General features: G+C 53.3%; 18 protein-coding genes, 1 tRNA gene and 1 pseudogene. 15 read left to right on the plus strand and 5 right to left on the minus strand.

The features are described from left to right. Positions 1 to 112: 112 nt before the first annotated feature. The 8 genes from RKA07_RS09180 to rdgC all read left to right on the plus strand — a co-directional run bounded on the left by RKA07_RS09180 (position 113) and on the right by rdgC (position 5,858). Positions 113 to 1,453 carry a TRZ/ATZ family hydrolase gene (locus tag RKA07_RS09180; RefSeq protein WP_310966177.1) on the plus strand — a complete coding sequence of 447 codons (1,341 nt, stop codon included), beginning with the start codon at positions 113 to 115 and terminating at the stop codon, positions 1,451 to 1,453. A 35-nt stretch (positions 1,454 to 1,488) separates the two neighbouring features. Next, complete coding sequence (ubiG, locus tag RKA07_RS09185) at positions 1,489 to 2,205, plus strand: bifunctional 2-polyprenyl-6-hydroxyphenol methylase/3-demethylubiquinol 3-O-methyltransferase UbiG (RefSeq protein WP_200204038.1); 717 nt, start codon at positions 1,489 to 1,491, stop codon at positions 2,203 to 2,205. Further along, entirely contained in the window at positions 2,195 to 2,857 is a 663-nt protein-coding gene (locus RKA07_RS09190) for an HAD family hydrolase (protein ID WP_310966178.1), read from the plus strand. Before ubiG ends, RKA07_RS09190 begins: the two co-directional genes overlap by 11 nt. 63 nt (positions 2,858 to 2,920) lie before the next feature. Further along, positions 2,921 to 3,670 carry a YciK family oxidoreductase gene (locus tag RKA07_RS09195; protein WP_200371868.1) on the plus strand — a complete coding sequence of 250 codons (750 nt, stop codon included), beginning with the start codon at positions 2,921 to 2,923 and terminating at the stop codon, positions 3,668 to 3,670. After that, complete coding sequence (locus RKA07_RS09200; RefSeq protein ID WP_200204032.1) at positions 3,670 to 3,903, plus strand: glutaredoxin family protein; 234 nt, start codon at positions 3,670 to 3,672, stop codon at positions 3,901 to 3,903. The genes RKA07_RS09195 and RKA07_RS09200 overlap by 1 nt, the downstream gene beginning before the upstream one ends. 13 nt (positions 3,904 to 3,916) lie before the next feature. Continuing rightward, positions 3,917 to 4,687 carry a peroxide stress protein YaaA gene (gene yaaA, locus RKA07_RS09205; protein WP_200204030.1) on the plus strand — a complete coding sequence of 257 codons (771 nt, stop codon included), beginning with the start codon at positions 3,917 to 3,919 and terminating at the stop codon, positions 4,685 to 4,687. Between the two features lie 24 nt (positions 4,688 to 4,711). Beyond that, entirely contained in the window at positions 4,712 to 4,912 is a 201-nt protein-coding gene (locus tag RKA07_RS09210) for a DUF2788 domain-containing protein (RefSeq protein ID WP_200204027.1), read from the plus strand. Between the two features lie 19 nt (positions 4,913 to 4,931). Further along, on the plus strand, positions 4,932 to 5,858 hold the full coding sequence (gene rdgC / locus RKA07_RS09215) for a recombination-associated protein RdgC (protein ID WP_200204025.1): 927 nt from the start codon (positions 4,932 to 4,934) through the stop codon (positions 5,856 to 5,858). 42 nt (positions 5,859 to 5,900) lie between these two features. On the opposite strand, the gene RKA07_RS09220 is transcribed toward rdgC, so the two are convergent. Beyond that, positions 5,901 to 8,645, minus strand: coding sequence for a bifunctional acetate--CoA ligase family protein/GNAT family N-acetyltransferase (locus RKA07_RS09220; RefSeq protein ID WP_200371865.1), 2,745 nt, complete (start codon positions 8,643 to 8,645; stop codon positions 5,901 to 5,903). Positions 8,646 to 8,803: 158 nt separating this feature from the next. Here RKA07_RS09220 and RKA07_RS09225 point away from each other — a divergent pair, with 158 nt between their 5' ends. After that, entirely contained in the window at positions 8,804 to 9,727 is a 924-nt protein-coding gene (locus RKA07_RS09225) for a histone deacetylase family protein (protein WP_200204020.1), read from the plus strand. A 6-nt stretch (positions 9,728 to 9,733) separates the two neighbouring features. Here RKA07_RS09225 and RKA07_RS09230 read toward each other — a convergent pair whose 3' ends face one another. After that, positions 9,734 to 10,651, minus strand: a complete 918-nt coding sequence (locus tag RKA07_RS09230; protein WP_200204017.1) for a flagellar protein MotY — start codon at positions 10,649 to 10,651, stop codon at positions 9,734 to 9,736. 148 nt (positions 10,652 to 10,799) lie between these two features. On the opposite strand from RKA07_RS09230, the gene pyrC reads away from it, so the two are divergent. Both pyrC and rnt read left to right on the plus strand, forming a co-directional pair. After that, positions 10,800 to 11,831 (plus strand): dihydroorotase, encoded by a 1,032-nt coding sequence (gene pyrC, locus RKA07_RS09235; protein WP_310966179.1) that lies wholly within the window; start codon positions 10,800 to 10,802, stop codon positions 11,829 to 11,831. Positions 11,832 to 11,876: 45 nt separating this feature from the next. Next, on the plus strand, positions 11,877 to 12,533 hold the full coding sequence (gene rnt, locus RKA07_RS09240; RefSeq protein ID WP_200204013.1) for a ribonuclease T: 657 nt from the start codon (positions 11,877 to 11,879) through the stop codon (positions 12,531 to 12,533). A 68-nt stretch (positions 12,534 to 12,601) separates the two neighbouring features. Here the strand turns inward: rnt and RKA07_RS09245 are convergent, their stop codons facing one another. Next, a complete protein-coding gene (locus RKA07_RS09245) occupies positions 12,602 to 14,587 on the minus strand; it encodes an SDR family oxidoreductase (protein ID WP_310966188.1) in 1,986 nt (661 codons plus the stop codon). A 373-nt stretch (positions 14,588 to 14,960) separates the two neighbouring features. Here RKA07_RS09245 and RKA07_RS09250 point away from each other — a divergent pair, with 373 nt between their 5' ends. Both RKA07_RS09250 and RKA07_RS09255 read left to right on the plus strand, forming a co-directional pair. Further along, positions 14,961 to 15,260 carry a hypothetical protein gene (locus RKA07_RS09250; RefSeq protein WP_200371864.1) on the plus strand — a complete coding sequence of 100 codons (300 nt, stop codon included), beginning with the start codon at positions 14,961 to 14,963 and terminating at the stop codon, positions 15,258 to 15,260. Between the two features lie 61 nt (positions 15,261 to 15,321). Next, positions 15,322 to 18,174, plus strand: coding sequence for an insulinase family protein (locus RKA07_RS09255; protein WP_435404615.1), 2,853 nt, complete (start codon positions 15,322 to 15,324; stop codon positions 18,172 to 18,174). Here the strand turns inward: RKA07_RS09255 and RKA07_RS09260 are convergent. Then, a complete protein-coding gene (locus tag RKA07_RS09260; protein ID WP_310966180.1) occupies positions 18,161 to 18,796 on the minus strand; it encodes a TIGR04282 family arsenosugar biosynthesis glycosyltransferase in 636 nt (211 codons plus the stop codon). The genes RKA07_RS09255 and RKA07_RS09260 overlap by 14 nt on opposite strands. Next, positions 18,783 to 19,490, minus strand: a complete 708-nt coding sequence (locus tag RKA07_RS09265) for a TIGR04283 family arsenosugar biosynthesis glycosyltransferase (RefSeq protein WP_310966181.1) — start codon at positions 19,488 to 19,490, stop codon at positions 18,783 to 18,785. Before RKA07_RS09265 ends, RKA07_RS09260 begins: the two co-directional genes overlap by 14 nt. Positions 19,491 to 19,576: 86 nt before the next feature. Here RKA07_RS09265 and RKA07_RS09270 point away from each other — a divergent pair. Then, positions 19,577 to 19,653 (plus strand) — tRNA-Arg (locus RKA07_RS09270). 193 nt (positions 19,654 to 19,846) lie between these two features. Further along, positions 19,847 to 19,993 (plus strand): annotated as a pseudogene (locus tag RKA07_RS18005) (Arm DNA-binding domain-containing protein); the annotation flags it as partial. Positions 19,994 to 20,076 lie beyond the last annotated feature (83 nt).

A 20,076-nucleotide genomic window follows, 5' to 3' on the forward strand; every position in this document is an offset into this window, starting at 1 on the left:
GAAAACGGGCAGTATAACGGTTATACTTCCGGGCTACATTTTATCGTTCGGCGCACTTGTGCACTTCTACGGGCACAATCCCATTCGTCGCCGGCACTGCAAGGTAGGGTTAATGACGGCAGATACTATCACCGCAGCCGATATTCGCATCAATGCTCGCTGGCTGATTCCAATTGAACCCTGCGGAGTGGTGCTTGAGCATCAGGCCGTTATTATTCAGGGCTGCCGGATTGCGGCTGTGTTGCCCACGGCACAGGCAGATCGCAAGTTCCATACGCGAGAGACCATCAACCTTCCCAACCATGTGGTTATGCCCGGGCTAATCAATATGCATGGCCATGCGGCTATGTCGCTGTTTCGGGGCATGGCGGATGATCTCCCCTTGATGACCTGGCTTAACGACCATATCTGGCCTGCAGAAGGCCGTTTTGTGAGTGAACAGTTCATTGCCGACGGCACACAGCTGGCCATGGCGGAAATGCTGCGAACCGGCACAACAACATTTTCAGATATGTATTTTTTCCCGGAGATTGTGGCCCAGATGGCTCATGATACCGGCATGCGCGCACAAATCTGTTTCCCTCTTCTGGACTTCCCCACCGTATGGGGCGCGGGGCCAGATGACTACCTGAGCAAAGGCGAAGCGCTGATCAATGCATGGAAAGGCGACACCTACATCATGCCCGCCATTGGCCCTCATGCGCCCTACACTGTATCTGACGAGCCACTGAGCCGCGCTGTCGCCCTCTCGGAAAAAACCGGCGCTCGCATTCAGCTTCACCTGCATGAAACCGAATTCGAAGTAACAGAGGCTGAGGAAAAGCATGGGCAACGCCCAATCAAGCGGCTTGCGAAACTTGGCGTTCTGGGCGTTAAAACCCAGTGTGTTCACATGACCCAGGTCAGCGACTCAGACATTGCTTTGCTTGCGGATTCCGGCACGCATGTTATCCACTGCCCCGAATCCAACCTCAAACTCGCCAGCGGGCTTTGCCCGGTTCACAATCTCATGGAACGCGGCATTAATCTCGCCATAGGCACAGACGGTGCAGCCAGCAATAATGATCTGGATCTGTTCGGTGAAGCCCGAACAGCCGCTATGATAGCCAAGGTCGTTGCCAATGATGCCGCAGCACTTTCTGCTCATCAGGCACTGCAAATGGCCACGCTCAATGGCGCAAAAGCACTCGGACGGGAGCACGAACTGGGTTCGTTGGTGGCGGGCAAGCTGGCAGACATTATTGCCATCGACCTGAGCGATCCTTTTATTCAGCCGGTTTACGACCCTGCGTCTCATCTTGTTTACAGCAACCACGGCCGCGCGGTAACCCATAGCTGGATTAACGGCGTACCTCAGGTACAGGATGGCAAACTGACGCGTATTGACGTGCCGGACCTCATGCTCCGCGTAGAAGAATGGGCTGAGAAGATCCGCGAGCAACAGGCTGTCTAACCATATTTCGATAGATTGATCAGGTAGAGCACACAATGACAAACCAGAACGTTGACCGTAACGAGATTGCCAAGTTTGAAGCCTTGGCTAGCCGCTGGTGGGACCCCACCAGCGAGTTCAAGCCTCTCCACGACATTAACCCGTTGCGCCTCAACTACATCGATGAACGCGTCTCCCTCGCGGGTAAGCGGGTGGCAGACATTGGCTGTGGCGGCGGATTGCTATCTGAAGGCATGGCTCTGCGCGGCGCCCATGTAACCGGCATAGACATGGGCGAAGCACCCTTGGCTGTAGCGCGATTGCACGGCCTGGAAAGCGGAATCAAGGTGGACTACAAGCAAATCACCGTGGAAGAACTGGCCCGCGATCCGGAACACGCAGGCCAGTACGATGCCGTTACCTGCTTGGAAATGCTGGAGCATGTGCCTGACCCGGCCTCTGTTATCAAAGCCTGCTCTGCACTGCTAAAGCCCGGTGGGCACCTGTTTGTATCAACCATCAACCGGAATCCCAAATCCTTCCTGTTTGCCATTGTGGGTGCCGAGTACGTGCTGAACATGCTGCCCAAGGGCACGCACGAGTGGAAGAAGTTCATCCGGCCCTCAGAAATGTCAGACCACCTGCGCCATGCCGGCCTGGATGTGCGCGAGCTTACCGGCATGACCTACAACCCAATTACCCGCTCCTACAAGCTGGGCCGGGATGTGGACGTAAACTACCTGATGCACGCCCGTGATACCCGTGAAGACTGAGCAACTATCAACCGTTCTGTTTGATCTGGACGGCACTCTGATCGACACAGCGCCGGATTTCATTCGTTGCCTGAACGAACTGCGCCAAATGGAGGGGCTCCCGGCGCTTCCAGCAGAGCACATACGCCGATCCGTTTCCAACGGAGCCCGGGCCATGGTGCGTGTAGGCTTTGGGCTGGAGCCTGAACATCCGGGTTACCTTGCCAAACACACCGCCTTTCTGGATCTTTACGAAGCGGGCGTTGCCGTTGAAACCCGCCTTTTTGAAGGCATGGATTCTTTGCTTGAGTCGTTGGAGCAGCGAGGAATTCCCTGGGGAATCGTAACCAACAAACCGGTACGTTTCGCCGCCCCCCTGATTCAGGCCCTTGGTCTGGCCAAGCGCTGCGCGTCGCTGGTATGCCCGGATCATGTCACCGATCGCAAGCCTCATCCGGAATCCCTGTTTCTTGCGTGCCAGCAAATTGGTGCAGAACCTGAGCAGGCAGTTTATGTGGGCGATCACGAACGAGACATAGTGGCCGGTCGCAATGCCCGCATGAAAACCATCGCCGTGCGATATGGGTATATCGAAGAGCCGGAAACCGTTGACCTGTGGCAAGCCGACATGATCGCTGACACCGTGATCGATCTCGCAAAGCTGTTACAATAGCGCGCTGCTAGAACGAGCATTTTTAAACTCTGATGAACTCCCAGTCTGCTACGGAGACAGGTTATGCAAGATTACCAGGCACCCGCTGATCTTCTGAAAGACCGCATTATTCTGGTTACCGGTGCGGGCAGCGGAATCGGCCGTACCGCCGCAAAAACCTATGCAGCTCATGGCGCCACTGTCATCCTTGTTGGCCGAACTCTGAGCAAGCTGGAATCGGTCTACGACGAAATCGAGGCGGCCGGCCACCCTAAGCCGGCTATCGTGCCCATGAACTTCGAGGGCGCCGCTGTAAAAGATTACGAAGAACTGGCGATGACTCTGGAAGACAACTTCGGCAAGCTCGATGGCCTTCTCCACAACGCCGGAATCCTGGGTGACCGCAGCCCGGTGGAAATGTACGACCCGGAAATCTGGAACAAGGTCATGCATGTAAACGCCACGGCACCGTTTCTGATGAGCAGGGCAATGATTCCCCTGCTGCGCAAATCCGATGCGGCCTCGGTTATCTTCACGTCCTCTGGTGTTGGCCGTCAGGCGCGAGCCTACTGGGGAGCCTATGCGGTCTCCAAATTTGCAGTCGAAGGTCTGAGCCAGTTGCTAGCCGACGAGTTGGGCGACAAACATAACAATGTACGTGTTAATAGCCTGAACCCCGGTGCAACAAGAACGAATATGCGAGCCCATGCCTACCCGGCAGAAAATCCGCAGCAGAACCCGGCACCGGAAGAACTGATGCCTGTTTATCTGTATCTGATGGGCAGTGACAGCGCGGGCATTAATGGCCAGAAACTGGACGCCCAGCCCAAATAATGGAACTGTTTTTTTATACTACGTCCCAATGTCATCTGTGTGATCTGGCCGAAGCCCTGCTGATCAGCACTCCCATGCCCGTACCGATACCGGTGGATGTGGTGGATATTGCGCAATCAGAAGAGTTGGTAGAGCGTTACGGTACACGAATCCCCGTGCTCCGGCGCAAGGATACCGGGCGCGAACTCAACTGGCCATTTACCCGGGAACAGTTACTCACGTTTCTGCAATGAGGAATTATCTGACATGTTGATGGTTATCTCACCCGCTAAAACCCTCGACTACGAGAGCCCGCTGGCTACGGAAACCTATACCCAGCCCGATTTCCTGGACGATGCCTGCGAGCTGATTGATCAGCTCAAAGAGCTGGAGCCCCACCAGATCAGCAATCTGATGAGCGTCAGCGACAAGCTGGGCCAATTGAATGCCGAGCGCTTTCAGAGTTGGCAAGTTCCCTTCTCTCCAAAGAACGCGCGCCAGGCTGTTCTGGCTTTCAAAGGTGACGTGTATACCGGGCTGGACGCACAAAGCTTCAGTGAGCAGGATTTCAACTTTGCTCAAAAGCATCTGCGCATGTTGTCCGGTCTCTACGGCATTCTTAAACCTCTTGACCTCATGCAGCCCTATCGGCTGGAAATGGGCACAAAGTTTGAGAACAAACGGGGCAAGGATCTGTACGCATTCTGGGGGGACAGCCTTACCCGGGAAATGAATCGCCTGCTGAAGAGCGACGACGAAGTATTGGTGAACCTGGCATCCAACGAATATTTCAAGAGTCTGAAGAAGAAAGACCTTGAAGGCCGGCTAATCACCCCCCAATTCAAGGATTGGAAGAACGGTCAGTACAAGATGATCAGTTTCTACGCCAAGAAAGCCCGCGGCCTGATGTGCCGTTACGCCATCCTGAATCGTATTACCGATGCAAACGACCTCAAGGGATTCGACCTTGATGGTTATTATTTCAGCGAAGACCAATCCGACAAAAATAACTGGGTTTTCCTGCGAGATGAACACTAATCCAGATTAAGCTCGGAGCAAATCATGAACGAAGCAGTTTTTTCCCAGATCGCCATGGTGGTGTTTCTGACAGGCCTTATTGGCTGGATGGGTTTCATTGTGTGGGACCTGGCAAAAAAATCACAGGCCGGAAAGTTTGGTACTATCGCCCTTTTTACAGTATTGGGTGCTGGTGTTTTCGGCTTTATCGTCAAAACCGTGCTCGTAGAAGTTATCCAAATATGAAAGACAAGGATCAAGCCTGATGTGGTTTCGCAATGCCCGCGTTTTCCGTTTTACCAAGCCATTTGATATTTCTGCTGAAGAGTTGGAAGAAAAGCTCAGCGGCGATGCATTCAAACCCTGTGGTCCACAAGAAACCGCTCGCCAGGGCTGGGTTCCACCACTGGGCAAACACGGTGAACTACTTGTTCACAGTGCCAATGGCTATCACCTGATTGCTCTGCGCAAGGAAGAAAAAATCCTGCCTGGGCCGGTAATAAAGGATGCGGTGGAAGAAAAAGCCGAAGCCATCGAGATCGAGCAAGGCCGCAAGGTTCGACGCAAAGAAAAAGAAGAGATCAAAGAGCAGGTTATGCTGGAAATGCTACCCCATGCATTTTCCAAGAACCGACGCAGCTTTGCGTATCTGGCACCGAAAGACGGCTTTATGGTTGTTGATGCAGGCTCCTCAAAACAGGCGGAAGACCTGGCCTCATCACTGCGCAAAAGCCTGGGCTCTCTGCCTGTACGCCCGCCCGCTCTGGAGCAAGCTCCAATCTTTACATTTACTGGCTGGTTGAACGAGTCCATCGACTTGCCTGCCAGTGTGGTTTTAGGCGATGAGTGCGAACTGAAGGATCCTTCCGAAGATGGCGGCGTGGTTCGCTGCAAAGGACTGGATTTGAAGGCGGACGAAATCCGTAACCACCTGAATGCCGGCATGGAAGTGACCAAGCTGGCACTTACCTGGGACGACAACGTATCCTTTGTTCTCGATGAGGAAATGGGCATTCGCCGGCTGAAGTTTGGGGAAACACTTCAGGATCAACTCGATGATGTAGATGTGGATGACGCTGTCGCCAAGTTTGATGCTGCATTCAGCCTCATGACTCTGGAACTGTCCAAACTGATTCCAGGCTTACTGGAAGCTTTGGGCGGGGAAGATCGTTCCGCCCTCATAGAAGAGTAAGCCTCCAGGCCTCAACCCCACTGAAGCTCTCAGTGAATAGCTTCAGTGGGTATACTTGCCTAACCGCTCTTTTTGCCAATCGTTTTCCGGCTCGTTCAGCACTAACCGTAAATCCATCACTTCTTCTTCAACGTTGTACTTGATTTCAAAACCCAGGTGCTCCGCCAGTTGCAGCATCGGCCGGTTGTCGGCCAGCACATCACCCACCATTTCCACCGTGCCACGGGCACGGCAGTAATCGATCATTTTCTGCATCAGCGCCACACCAAGACCTTCACCCTTCATTTTGTCGTGAACCATTACCGCGAATTCGCATCGCAGGTTATCCGCGTCTGTCCAGGTTCTTACTGTGCCCAGAGTTTCTTCGCCCTCTCCATCCTCTTTTGGCGCGTTTGCGATGAAGACCATCTCCCGATCGTAGTCGATCTGTACCATCTGAGCGACGTCCTCCCGTGAAAAGTGTTTGCGGTACTGAAAGAAACGATAGCGGATAGATTCAGGGGATTGCAGTTCGTGAAACTCACGATGCGACGGCTCATCCTCAGCCAAAGCCGGACGAATGATCACCCGGCGGCCGGATTTGGGCAATACCAGCCATTCTTCAAGCTCCCTTGGGTAGGGCTGAATAATCGGCTGCCCCGGCGCTTCAGACAAATTGATCGCCACATTAACTGCGACAGCGCCCTGATCATTGAACAAGAGGGGGGATATCTCTAACCCACGAATCTCAGGTATATCGATCACAATCTGGGAAAGGGTTACCAGTGTTTCAGACACCGCCCGTATATCCGTTTCGGGCTTCAGGCTATGCTCCCTTAGAAGCTTGTACATATAAGTACGGCGCAACAACTCCCGGGCAAGAACCATATTGAGCGGCGGCAACGCAATCTGCCGGTCTGTCATTACGTTGACATGGGCACCAGATGCTCCGCAGACTACCAGAGGCCCAAATTGCGCATCTCTGGTTATACCCACGCTGAACTCAATACCGCCAACATGTTGGTAGGAGTGCTGCATGGCAAAGCCGAGAAAACCGCTCTCGGGGAAGTATTCCTGGTACTGCTCCATCAGAAAACTGCAGGCATCAATGATTGCAGCCTCACTGCTAAGCTTCTGCACCGTCGCCTTATGGCGGCGTTGCGCCACGGTCAGTTTTGCAAATGGGTGACAGGCCTGCTCGTGCACTATCGTAACGTCTACCGGGCGGCGCTCAATGGAGAAGGCTTCAAGCACCTCCTCTACATCGTCACAGTAAACCGTCTCAATGGTGTTGATACCGTAATCACGAACCACTTCCCGAGCTTCTTTGCTGGAAAGGTGCAAACGGCCAGAACGCAATGCATTCATGACTACTCGGCGAGTTTTCGTATGGTCCGAGAAATGGTCAGTGAAAGATTCGGGAGTTTCCTTCAGCAAACGCTGGAGCCTCTGGTGCCGCACATGCTGCATGAACGCTACAACGGCTTTTTCCGGATTGAAGAAGGATGGCAACCCCGCACGATAGAACTCATCACGCGCCTCCATGACCGTGCTCTGCCCAAGCCAGCAGGTAAAGATATTCAATCGCGTGCCCTTTGCAGCCTGCACTACCGCATCGGCAATTTGCAGGCTGTCTTCTGTCAAGCTGGGTGCGTACAACACAAGCACGTTGGCTACTTCGGGATCCTTGGCCAGAATTTTTATCGCCTTGCCATAAAGCTCCGGAGATGCGTCGTAGTTAAGGTCGATAGGGTTTTTGCGTGTCCAGTAAGCAGGCAGAAGCTCGGCCAGAGCGCCAATGCTGGCTTCTGACAAACTGGCAAGCTCCCCGCCTAAATCCGCAAGGCGATCTACAGCCAATACACCTGGCCCTACGCCATTGGCCATGATGGCGAGAGTCTCTCTGCGCAGTGGGCGCATCCGCGTGAGCGTTTCCAGAGCATCAAACATTTGCCCAAGACCGTCTACCCGAAGAACACCCGCACGCTGGAGCATGGCATCGTATATAGGGTCACTGCGTCGGATGCCCGCAGGCAGTTCATGGGTCATCCATTCTGACTCTGGTACTCGCCCGGATTTAACAGCGATGACAGGCTTGGTTCTGGAGGCGACGCGCACGGCGGACATGAAGCGCCGGGCATTGGGAATATGCTCAATGTGCAAGAGAATGGCTTGCGTCTGGGTATCCTGGGCAAGATAATCTATGAGATCGTCGTGATCGATATCCATACCGTCGCCAAGGGTAAGGAAATAGGAAAAACCAACCCCCCGGGCAAAGGCCCAGTCGATCACCGAACTGGCAATGGTGCCAGACTGGCCAACAAAGGCCACACGGCCGGGCAACGTGCCCATGTGCGCATAGGTAGCATTGAGGTTTCTCGCCGGTACCATCAGACCTATCGTGTTAGGTCCCAGCACTCTGATTCCGGTTTCCCTTGCTGCATCACGCACCGAGTACATCAGCGGCTGGCCGGTTTTGCTATGAGTACGGGACATGCCTCCGGTCATCACAATTGCGGTACGCACCCCTGCCTCGCCCAATCGCCTTATGGTTTTTGCAACGGTTTCTGGCGGCGTACACACAATGGCGAGATCTGGCGAGAACTCCATTTTCGATACTTTTCTGACACAGGGCACACCATGGACGTTGTCGTAGTCCTTCTGGTTGACCACTAAAAGCTTGCCCGGGTAGCCGCTGCTCATCAGATTTCGCAACACCATACCACCAAGATTGCCAGCACGTTCCGACGCCCCGATCACAGCGATCGAAGCAGGATTAAATAAACTCTCCAGGTACCGGGTGCTCACGCTATCTCTCCTTGATATGTTGTTAACACTATATTATGCATTGATGAAGCCTTATGAAACGCCTATTGCCCTTATGCGGCTAAAGAAACTCGGCGCTATCGGTTTATCCCTGATAAGATCAAAGAAAATACAAGTATAGCTGGGACGTTTCGAGAATTATGACAACCGCATTTTTTTCTCATGATGATTGCATGAAACACGACATGGGGCCGGAGCATCCCGAAAGCCCAGCTCGCCTCGCAGCCATCATTAGCTATATCGCCGACACTGGCATCGCAGAAAAGCTCGATTGGGTGCGCCCTGAAGAAATTACCCGCGACCAGCTTCTGAGCGTACACCCCGAAAGCTATTTGCAGCAGCTAGACATGATGCAACCAATGCGGGGTCGGGTCTTCACTGATCCGGATACTGCCATGATGCCTGATACTCTCCGCGCAGCAAGGCTTGCTGCGGGTGCAAATATCCAGGCGGTAGACATGGTTATGAGTAGCCAGGTAACCAACGCATTTATCTGCGCACGCCCCCCCGGCCACCATGCCGAGCGCACCAAGTCCATGGGTTTCTGTTTTTACAACAACGTCGCCCTGGCAGCCATGCGCACGCTCAATTTTCATCATCTTGATCGAGTTGCCATTATTGATTTTGATGTGCATCAAGGTAACGGAACGGTGGACATCGTGAGTGGAGATGAACGCATACTGATGTGCTCCAGTTTCCAGCATCCGCTTTACCCCCACTCCCACGTACATCGCCAAGCTGACAATATCGTGAACATTCCCATAGAGGCAGGTTGCTCTTCCGAAGAATACCGAAAGCGGGTAGAAGCTGGCTGGTTAAAGCGCCTGAACGCCTTCAAGCCTCAGGTAATTTTGATCTCTGCAGGGTTTGATGCCCATCGACTTGATCCGATGGCCGAACTGAATCTGGAAACCGAGGACTATCGCTGGTTGACCGAAACGCTGGCAAGCGTCGCGAACGAGCACAGCAACGATCGTATTATTTCAACGCTGGAAGGCGGCTATCACCTGAAAGCTCTCGCAGAAAGCGTAAACGCCCATTTGGACGTATTGAGTTCGGTTTAGCATCTCTTAACCTGCGCTGGCGCCACCATAGCCGTTAGCTTGCTGCAAGCCAGGGCGTTCGCCCTCTCGCTGCAAGCGTATCGTTGTGCGGCGGTTTTCGCCATAGTTTCTGGATACCGGGTACTGGTCTCCATGAGCCCGTACGGTAATCATGTCGGGGTCTATCCCACGACCTTTGAGGTAGTCTGCCACTACATTAGCGCGCTCCTCAGACAACGCACGATTGTCGATCCGGCTTCCAACACGGTCAGTATGCCCATCGACAAAAACCCGCTCTACCGTAGAATCCGCCATTAAATAGGCAACGATATTGTCCAACAAATCCATATCGGCTTCAGACAGCTTTGCGCTACCGCTGGAAAATGCCACCCGCGAACGACCGATCTGATCGATGTTAACCGGAAGCAAGTTCGCAGCGCATGACCGATAGCGCTGGTATTGCCCGCTGAAGTTGATATTCGATACCTGCACCCGAACCGGGCTGCCGTCGTACCAGGAATCCCTGGTAACTGTGGGCCGCATGCCATCCAGCAGACTTTGGGCAAGAATCACCGCATGCCGGGTTTCAAGTGATACCTGCCGGAGCCCTTCAGACACATCTACCGTGCCTACCGGGCGTGGAGCAACACCCGGTCGCCAAGGTGGCGCCTCAACAAAAAGAGAGCCTCGCCCGGGGCGCATGAGGTGAGATTCGGACTCCAGAAAAAATGACAGTTCTTCCCCGGCACGGTGCCGAAAAACAGCCCGGCCATAGCCGGGAACATCATGCACCAGCGAACACTCGAAAACGGACTCGGCAAGATACCACTGGCTGTTCGATATTCCGGCACCATAGCTTGCAGCCTGGCTTGTCACGGGCAAAAGAATGCCGAGCGCCAGCGTTGCCAATACATTCTGCGATCTTTTTGTGAATGCGAGTGCCATAACAGCCATACCGTTGTTTCACGGATGTTTGGTGGTTTCCTGTTTAACGGCATCAGCGCCATGTTCTTTAATCGACGAGAGGAAAAACAATCACTGACACCTTCTGCTATAATCTGCCAACTTTTTAAGGCACTGCGGAAACCAGACCATGACCGAACAGCTAACTCTTGTGCGCCCCGACGACTGGCACCTCCACGTTCGCGACGGCGATGCTCTGAAGAGCGTTGTACCTGCCACCGCTGCCTGTTTCGGGCGAGCGATCATCATGCCGAATCTTGCTCCGCCGGTAACCAATGCCGCTGAAGCCTCGGCATACCGGGATCGCATTCGGGCAGCAGCCGAAGGGACTGACTTCCGGCCACTGATGACGCTTTACCTGACCGAATCCACAAGCCGTCAGGATATTCTGGAAGCAAGCGCAGAGGGTGTTGTTGCAGCCAAGCTCTACCCAGCCGGCGCAACCACTAACTCTGCATCTGGTGTAACGGACATTCGCAATATCTACCCGGTACTGGAAACCATGGAAGAATGCGGCATGCTGTTGCTTGTTCATGGTGAAGTTACTGATGAAGACATCGATATTTTTGACCGGGAAAAGGTGTTTCTCGACCGGGTACTCGCCCCGACGCTAAAAGCCTTCCCTAAGCTCAAGGTAGTGCTTGAGCATATAACCACCGCTGACTCAGCAGAGTTCGTACGGCATTATCAGGGCAATAATCTGGCCGCCACGATTACACCCCAGCATCTGATGTACAACCGGAACCATATGCTCGTGGGCGGCATACGCCCTCATCTTTACTGCCTCCCGATTCTAAAGCGCAATCGCCACCAAAAAGCCCTGAGAGACGCTGTCGCCAGCGGAGACAAGCGATTCTTTCTCGGCACAGATTCTGCCCCCCATGCAAAAGATAAAAAGGAAGCCGCCTGTGGCTGCGCAGGATGCTATTCGGCTTTTGGTGCTATCGGGTTATACGCAGATATTTTTGAAGAGCTTGGCATTCTTGATCAACTGGAAGCCTTTGCCAGTTTTAATGGTGCAGATTTCTATGGTCTTCCACGAAATACAGATACCATTACGCTGGTGAGGGAACCTTGGACGATGCCCGATGAATTGCCCTTGGCGGACGGCACCATTGTTCCGCTGAAAGCCGGTGAAACCATTAACTGGCGCCAGGTATAGATCTACCCCCCAATTCCCTGATAAACGGCCAAGACCGGAGTTTTAGTGACTGACGAAAACAGACAATTGCACCCCATGTCCCGCAGATTCCGTGGTTTTTTACCCGTCGTTGTCGATGTGGAAACCGGCGGATTCAACCCGGACCGTGATGCTCTGCTGGAAATAGCTGCAGTGATGCTGACGATGGACGAGGACGGCCGCTTGCACCGTGCTGAAACCCACCTACAACAGATTGATCCGTTTGAGGGTGCCAATCTGGAACAATCGGCATTGGACTTCACAGGAATCGACCCCTGGAATCCGGACCGGGAGGCTGTGCCCGAGCGTGAAGGGTTGAGCGAGATTTTTCGGCCCATACGCAAGGCGGTCAAGGCGCATGATTGCAAGCGTGCGGTATTGGTAGGCCACAATGCGACCTTCGATCACAATTTCGTATTTGCAGCGGCTCAGCGGGCAGAAATAAACCGGAATCCTTTCCACCCCTTCTCCACGTTTGACACAGCAACCCTTGCCGGCCTGGCCTATGGCCACACGGTGCTTGCACAAGCCTGCAAACTGGCTGGTATTCCATTCAGCAACAAGGAAGCCCATTCCGCAGCTTACGATGCAGAAAAGACGGCCGATTTATTCTGTGGCATTGTGAACCGCTGGCTGGATCTGGGCGGATTTCCGCCACCTTTCATGTTAGATGAAAGCGAATAGCAAACAGAGCCCGCAAAAAAACCCGCTTATGCGGGTTTTTTTGATTCGGCGTTACAAACAAGCTTTGCTTACCAGTGGATGCCTCGCATCACCGCTGCAAATGCCACCTGCTCTGTGGACACCTTGGGCTTTTCAGTAGCTTTTCCACCTACGGCCTGAGTTGAGTCCGGGAACATACGGTACCCCGTATTCATCACGATCTCGCCCACCTTCGGAGCCAGTGCGTGCAACACCTGGGCAGTGATACCAAGGCGCGTAGCAACTCGCTTGGGGCGCTCAATGATTGAGTTGGTTACCAGATCGGCAGCCTCTTCCGGCGAGAGGGTCGGCACGGAATCGTAGATCTTGGTAGGTGCAATCATGGGTGTTTTCACCAACGGCATATTGATGGTGGTGAAGGTTACGTTGCGATCCGACCATTCAGACGCCGCACACCGGCTGAAGGCATCCAATGCAGACTTGGAGGCCACATAGGCAGAGAAGCGTGGTGCGTTAGTAAGCACGCCAATGGATGAGATATTCACCACATGCCCACGACGACGCTCAAGCATGGATGGTGCAAACCCCATGATGAGGCGCACAGAGCCAAAGTAGTTCAACTGCATCGTGCGCTCAAAGTCGTGGAAGCGATCAAACGACAGGGACAATGACCGACGAATCGAGCGCCCTGCGTTGTTGACCAGCACATCAACGTGGCCGTGGTTATCCAGAACGGTTTTCACGAACCGGTCGCAATCTTCCATATCGGAGAAATCGCACTGGTAGGCGTGCACATTGCCACCCTTGGCTTCCAGAGCAGCACTCACCTCATCCAGAGTTTCTTTTGTGCGAGCGCCAATAACCAGAATAGCACCGGCTTCTGCCAGCTTTTCTGCAGTGGCCAAACCAATGCCAGAGGTGGCACCGGTTATCACGCACACTTTGCCACTAACCGTACCCTTCAAGGTGCGATCTTTGAACAGATCGGGATCCAGGTTGCGCTCCCAGAAATCCCAGAGCACGGGCGCATAATCCTCAAGGCGCGGCACATCGATACCAGTTCCTTTGAGTGCTCTCTCGGTTTCCCGAGCATCAAAGCGCGTGGGGTAATTAATGAAAGACATTACAGAGCGTGGGATACCCAGATCATCCAGCACTGCGCTGGTGATCTGCTTAACCGGCGGCAGGTTCTTCAGGCTCTGGCGAATAAATGGCGGGATAAACCCGAACATGCGTGAATCAATACGCATACCCATCTTGGGTGCGTGACCAGCCTCACAGAAAATATTAAGGATTTCGCCAACCTTATAAGGGTCGGTATCCACCAGGTGGAAGCATTTCCCGTCTTCGCCTTCCAGGTGTGCAATGTGATCCATCGCATTTACAACGTAGTCCACGGGAACAACGTTCAACCTGCCACCTTCAACACCAATGGTCGGTACCCACTGAGGCAGAGTGCGGCGAATTTTCTGAATCAGTTTGAAAAAGTAATATGGACCATCAATCTTGTCCATTTCACCTGTTTTCGAATGGCCAACAACCATGCCTGGACGATAGATGCGGAACGGCACCTTGCACTCTTCGCGCACAACCTTTTCGGATTCGTGCTTGGTCATCAAGTATGGGTGATCCAGCTTTTCAGCTTCTTCGAACATATCCTCGCGAAAAATGCCCTTGAACAGCCCCGCTGCTGCAATGGACGAAACATGGTGAAAATGCTTTGCCTTAATGGCTTCGGCAGCATTCACAGCTGCTCGTGTGCCTTCAATATTCGTGGCCTGTTGGGCTTCTTCATCGGCACCCATATCGTAAACGGCCGCGAGGTGGAAAAAATGATCAACCTTTCCTGCCAGTGCTTTAAGGGTTTTGGCATCAATGCCCAGATTCTTGCTGGTGAGGTCGCCAATAACAGCTTTTACACGGGACTCATCGACACCCCAAGCTTCCCTCAGAGCATCAAGTTTGCCCTGGGACTGCTCTCGCACCAGCAGGTGCACAGTGCCGCCGCGTGCCAATAATTTTTCCACAAGAAAACGGCCAATAAACCCGGTACCACCGGTCAGGAAATAATTCATTGATAATCCACCCTGCTTGTTGCTCTGTTGTTGTCTATCCATGCTAACCGTCTTAGACCAAAGTCTTAGAACGACCTTTGACGGTCGGCATTGTACTTAATTGCAACCTTCATGTATCGGTCTATTTTAGAGCTTTTACTCTGTAACTCATTGTTTTAAATAGAGCCATTACTCTAAAACCAATTTCAGACGAGTGTTCATTTTCCCGACACATTGAAATTCAGACTAGCACAGTAATCGTCGCGCGCCCTCCCTGCTGATGAATTACCGCAAAGCAATGAAACAGCCCGCCAGCAATGCGATAATCCGGAACTTATTGCCTCTTCAGGCGTCAGTCCTTTTCACAGACCAAGCGATATCCGGAAACCAGAGCATGCAGAACGACAACCCGAATACAGAACGCTACATCGCCATTGCCCGCGCCTGCCTGAAAGCCATTAATGATACGGCGAAAAATGCCGGCGACAGGGAGCAGAAAATTCAAGCGGTATACCAAGCCATCGATACCGCATTTCAGGCAGAATTTGCAGACTACCGCAAGTCTGTCGCCATTATGGCATCGGTTCTGGAGCGTATTGCGTCTGGCGAACTCGACGACGGTAAAGCGGCAGATCTCGCCCGCAAGACCCTCGACCAACAACCGGATAGCACTCGCAAAACAATGATGCACTGAGCACCATTTACCAGCTTGCGATCGTATCTATTCAGGCTCCAAAACGGATAACAGAGGCTTTATGCATATCAGCTTTCCAACAACTGTTCGTATGCGGCTGCTGGCTGCAAAAGTATTTGCACTGCTTTTGCTTCTCTTTGTCAGCTTGCCATCATTGGCAGAAACATCCCCCGACAAGAGCCCCAATGACAACAACGAATACCGTTTCGTTGAGCTGAGTAACGGTTTGCGAGCCATTCTGATTTCCGACAAACATGCACAAAAAGCCGCCGCCTCTATGAATGTGGCTGTCGGCAGCGGTGATGACACGAGAGAGCGAGAGGGTATTTCGCACTTTCTTGAACACATGCTGTTTCTGGGCACGGAAAAATATCCAGAGCCCGGTGAATATCAACAGTTCATAAAAAGCCACGGTGGCAGCCATAACGCCTTTACCGCTTTTCGTAACACCAACTACTTTTTTGACATACAGGCCGATTATCTGGAATCCGCTCTTGATCGCTTCGCCCAACAATTTGCCGCCCCTCTGTTTACCGCTGAGCTGGTCGACCGTGAGCGCAACGCTGTGCATTCAGAGTTCAGCGCCAAACAGAAAGAAGATGGTCGACGCTTTTATTCAGTCAAGAAAGCCGCCAGCAATCCTGAGCATGCATTCCACCAGTTTGCTGTCGGCAACCTGACCACCCTGGAAAACACCGATGACAACCCCCTTCGGCCCGACCTGATCGAATTCTGGAAAACCCGTTACTCTGCCAACCTGATGACGCTAGCGGTATACGGCCCCCAATCGCTCGATGCGCTTGAAGCCATGGTACGAGGGCGCTTTGATGCCATCGAAAATCGCAACCTGAAGCCCAAGGTTCACTCCGCTAGCCTGCTGAGTGCGGATACTCTACCTGCCAAGGTAACTGCAGAAGCCATCAAGGATGTGCGCAGCCTGTCCCTGTCGTTCCCGATGCCATCGCAGCAAGAAAACTACCGCACCAAACCCGCCAGCTACATTGCCAATCTTTTGGGGCATGAAGGCCCCGGAAGCCTCTTTGATGTACTCAAGAAGAATGGCTTGGCAGATAGCTTGTCTGCCGGCATAGGGATGGATACGGGCACAGACGCCACTTTGGACATAAGCATTGCGCTTACGCCCGAGGGCCTTAGACGGCAGGAAGAGATCGTAGCTCTGGCATTCCGATACATCGACATCATTCGTGATCAAGGCATCAGCCAGAACCGTTTTGAAGAAATGCAGCAACTGGCCCGGATCGATTTTCGCTTTCGCGAACAAAGCGAGCCCATGCACGAGGTTATGCGCCTTTCGAGCCAACTCCAGGATTATCCGGCAGACGATCTTCTCAGTGCACCCTGGTTAATGGAGCGGTACGCGCCCGATCAGTATCAGGCGATTCTTGCCCGGCTAACCCCGGAGAACGTGATGGTCTATTTGCTGGCTCCGCAGCTTGAACTGAACAACCCGAACCTAACCCGGTGGTATGAAACCCCCTGGCAACTTGAGCCTCTGGATGTGAACAGAGTTGAGTCCAAAACGCCCAAAGCGCTGGCCGATGCGCTTCGGCTTCCGCTACCCAACCCGTTTGTGCCTGAAAACCTCACCATGGTATCTGGCAAAACCATGAGTAAGCCCGAGCTCTTAAGTAGCGGCGATGGCATGGCGATATGGTTTGCACGGGATACGCGCTTCAACACACCCAAGGCCAACGTGTTTTTTAGCTTGCGCACCCCGGCAGCCCGTGTGTCTGCCCGTAGCAGCGTGCTTACGCACTTGCTGGTAGACAGCATTAACAGCAACCTGAATGCCTGGGCTTATTCCGCACGCCTTGCCGGGCTCGATTACAGCATTTACCCGCATTTGCGTGGCATTACCGTGCGCGTCAGTGGCTATAACGACAAGCTCCACACCTTGATGAATCGCATTCTTATGCAGATTTCAGCGCCCCACATAACGCAGCAGCGGTTTGATATCGCCAGACAAAACCTGATAGACAGCTTACAGAACAAAGCCAAGGACCGGCCGGTGGCCCAGACATCCGAGTTCATCCAGACGGCTCTGCTGGAAGGCGCCTGGAGCACCGAAGAAAAGCTGCGCGCAGCCCGGGAAGTCACCCGCGATGAACTCATATCATTCACCGAGGCACTGCTCTCGGAAGTAGACCCGGTTCTGCTGGCACATGGCAATATTACGGAAGCCTATGCTCTTAACCTGGCACAGCAAATTGAAGCCATTGTGTTGGGCAAGAGCGATTTTGTAGCAGTTGACCGCAGCCGTGTCAGAAAGTTACCAGCCAACGAAATGCTCGTTTCTCTGGACGTGGCGCATCCGGATACCGGGTATACGCTTTACACGCAGGGCAATAACACCAGCTTTGACGAGCGCGCTCGTTTCCGCCTGCTTGCACAGATTATAAGTAGCCCGTTCTATGAAGAAATACGCACCACTCGCCAACTTGGCTACATTGTGTACGCCACGCCGTTTGAAATGCTCGAAACACCCGCTCTGGGCTTTGTTGTCCAGTCTCCCGGCGCCAGCCAGAGTGACATAGACCAAGCAGTTCGCGAGTTCACAGCAGGCTTTGAGGAGACTCTCGGCAATTTGGACGAACAGCGGCTGAAGCGGGAAAAACAGGCGGTCATCAGCAGTATTTTGGAACAGGATCGCCAATTGGGTGAGATTTCAGGTCGCTACTGGCGTGAGATTGACCGGGGCGCAGATAGCTTTGATTCCCGCGAACAACTCGCAAAGGCCGTTAATGCTGTTAGCCTTGAAGAGCTGAAAGCTACCTTCCGCGACTCAGTTCTGAACAGAGACAGAGCTCTGCGTGTCGTGACGGGTGGAGAGGGTTTGGGCGCCAACGAAGCCCGGGACCTTATCCTTCAGCAACCACCAGTTACTGCAAAGTAAGCTGAAAGCGCGCCCAATCCTCTGGCTCATCCACATCCCAACGGGGCTCCAGCAAACCAATGCTGAGCCCCAGTTTTTTCAGCCGAATGCAGGTTTGCTCAAGTACGCCCCCAGTGCCCCACTCGATGCCATCAAGCATGCCAGGAACAATCCGGCGAGCACCAATCAGCACGTAACCACCGTCATCGGACGGCCCCAGGACCACATCGTAGTGTTCAAGGCTAGACACCGCCTGGTGCACATAAGCCGACTCGACCGATGGGCAATCGCTGCCCACAATTAATGCGTGGGCGTGTGATTGAAGGCCGCTCTGCAGAGCATTTAGCATGCGACTCCCCAGATTAGCGCCCTGCTGTATGCGCTGCTCCAGCCCCCGTTGCTCAATGGCGCCAACAACCTCTACCGCATCAACAGGAACAGACTCTACCTCTCTATCCCACCAGAACTGCACTGTAAGACCTGAACGATGCAGGTTTTCGAGCACCGCAAGCGTAAGTGTTAAATGTGCTCTCAAAGCCCCATCAACACCCAGCGCAGGTATAAGGCGCGTTTTTACCCGGCCCGCTTCCGGCCATTTAGCAAACTGCATCAACACTGCATTAGAAGAGTTAGTCTTTGCCATTTCGAACATCCGACCGGTAGGAGTGAGCAAGGGTTTCCGGGGACTCCCCGCGCCAATATCGCCAGCGCATACGCCACATAAGAAAAATCGTGTGCCAGACACCGCCCTGCTCCCAGCGCCGGCTATCCGTTATGACTGGGTTCTTTATGCAGTAAGGGCGGGAAACAAGCCGAAGCCGGCGGGAAATCTCAATATCTTCCATGATGGGCACAGGCTCGAATCCCCCGAGGGCTTCAAACACATCCCTGCGCACAAACAGCGCCTGATCGCCCGTGCAAATGCCCGTTAGCCGTGAGCGCTGGTTCATAAACCAGGCGATGGTCTGGAACATCACTCCACGTCCGCTCAATCGCGCATTGAAACGACCCCAGGCCCTATCGCTTCGAAAAAAACTTGTCAGGCACTCCAAGGCGTTTAGAGGAAGGCGGGTATCCGCATGAAGAAACAGAAGGACATCGCCCTTGGCAACAGAAGCACCTGCGTTCATCTGCACAGCCCTCCCCCTTCCAGACTGAACAACGCTGCTCGCAAATGGGCTAGCCAGTGCGGCGGTACCATCGGGACTACCGGCATCCACTACAATCAGTTCATGGCCTCGGGCGCGTATCGGTTGAAGGGCCTCAAGTGTCTCCAGAATACCTGCAGCCTCCATCCAGACAGGTACAATAATGCTTAACGAGAAAGGATCAGACAAAGCACGCTCCCAGAGCAACAGAAATCACGGTAACACCTTGAGCCATAAGCCTCAGGCCGTTATCATACCGATCTTCTTAAAGAAGCGCCTTCGTAGCTCATCTGGATAGAGCGTCCCCCTCCTAAGGGGAAGGTAGCAGGTTCGAGTCCTGCCGAGGGCACCAGTTACCCTTCCGCACCAGTCCGAAACCCACAATAAACCACTGTTTTTAAAGATTTTTACCGAATAATACGTCCTTATCGATCCACAATATTCCGCCCCAATCTACACGTTCTGGGTGTGCATCTTGGGGTGCAATCTGAAATGCACCCCGTTATAGCAGATTTTGCACCCCCAAAAAGAGTTTAAGCCCCGTCATGTCTAGACCGCTGAACCTTCTGACCGATAGAAAAGTCCAATCCGCGAAGTTCGAGAAACTCGGCAAACGAACCAAACTCTCTGATGGAGCCGGCCTGTATCTGGATGTCCAGCCGTCGGGGAAATACTGGAGGATGAAGTATCGAAAGGGCCTCATGTATCCTTTTGTTCCTTTCTATAGTTGCTCCGAGTCTCTGGGACGATCGTGGACCGGAATACTACGAATCTT

This window comes from Marinobacter xiaoshiensis, from assembly GCF_031631795.1.
Classification (GTDB): Bacteria; Pseudomonadota; Gammaproteobacteria; order Pseudomonadales; family Oleiphilaceae; genus Marinobacter; species Marinobacter xiaoshiensis.